The 1,344-nt window shown below is 31.8% G+C and carries 1 protein-coding gene, 1 tRNA gene and 1 rRNA gene; all 3 read left to right on the top strand.

The window, feature by feature from the left end; all coding sequences use genetic code 11:
• Positions 1–97, top strand: a 5S ribosomal RNA gene (gene rrf, locus E6248_RS16110); the annotation flags it as partial.
• Between the two features lie 6 nt (positions 98–103).
• Positions 104–179 (top strand) — tRNA-Lys (locus E6248_RS16115).
• Between the two features lie 138 nt (positions 180–317).
• Positions 318–1,268, top strand: coding sequence for an L-lactate dehydrogenase (locus tag E6248_RS16120; protein ID WP_316341780.1), 951 nt, complete (start codon positions 318–320; stop codon positions 1,266–1,268).
• Positions 1,269–1,344 lie beyond the last annotated feature (76 nt).

Below are 1,344 nucleotides of genomic sequence, written 5' to 3' on the forward strand. Positions count from 1 at the left end.
GGAAACACTCCTTTCCATTCCGAACAGGAAAGTTAAGCTCTACAGCGTCGATGGTACTGCACGGGCGACTGTGTGGGAGAGTAGAACGTTGCCAGGTTAATATGCGTTATTAGCTCAGTTGGTAGAGCACCTGACTCTTAATCAGGGTGTCCCGGGTTCGATCCCCTGATAACGCACCAAAATCCTAAACGTAAGTTTAGGATTTTTTTGTTTATTAAAAATATTGTTAGAGTATAATAAGTTATATAAGAAGTTTTATAACTGCAGAAATAAAAAGTTAAATATAGCTTAAAATTAATTTAGTTGGAGGAGATAATATGTTTTCAAAAAGAAGAAAAGTAGCCATAGTTGGAACTGGACTAGTAGGTTCTAGTACAGCTTTTAGTCTGATTACTCAAGGAGTATGTGATGAAGTAATTATGATAGATATTAATAGGGAAAAGGCTCTTGGAGAAGTAATGGATTTGAAACATTGTATAGAGTATTTAAATAGAAATACAAAGATTAGAGTAGGATCATATGAAGAGTGTGGAGATGTGGATATAGTAGTAATTACAGCTGGAGCACCTCCTAAACCAGGTCAAACAAGATTAGATACATTAGATCTATCAGCTAAAATAACAGAATCAATTGTAAATCCTATAATGGAAAGTGGATTTAAAGGACATTTTATAATAGTCTCTAATCCTGTGGATATAATATCATATTATGTGTATAAGTTATCAGGGTTACCAAAGAACCATGTAATAGGATCTGGAACATCAGTAGATTCAGCAAGATTAAAGAATTTTATAGGAGATATATTTAATGTAGATCCAAGAAGTGTTCAAGCTTATTCAATGGGAGAGCATGGAGATTCTCAAATGGTTCCATGGTCTCATGTATATATTGGAGGAAAGCCTTTTAGAAAAGTAATAGAAGATAATAAGGATAGAGTAGGGGATATAGATTTAGATAAATTAGTTCTAGATACAGCTAGAGCGGGATGGGAAGTATATAATAGAAAAGGAACGACATATTATGCTATAGCATCTTCCACTGTAGGGATAATAAAAGCTATTATTAATGATGAAAATAAAATTATTCCTGTTTCTACACTATTAGATGGAGAATATGGAGAAACTGATGTATTTTCTGGGGTACCTGCAGTTTTAAATGCTGAAGGTGTTAAGGAAGTTGTAGAGATAGATATGACTGCTGAAGAATTAGAAAAGTTTAAGTTATCTAATAAAACAATAAAAGAATACATTGAAAAGTTAAATAAGTAAAATAATAGTAGGTTATTATGATGAATAATAGCCTACTATATTTATAATTTTCTGCAAATTTTAAATATATTTATAT

The organism is Clostridium sp. (genome assembly GCF_032552055.1).
Classification (GTDB): Bacteria; Bacillota; Clostridia; order Clostridiales; family Clostridiaceae; genus Clostridium.

Bases quoted from the DNA above. Each gene is read 5' to 3' on its own strand.
- E6248_RS16120 (WP_316341780.1), top strand. From the start codon at position 318: ATGTTTTCAAAAAGAAGAAAAGTAGCCATAGTTGGAACTGGACTAGTA.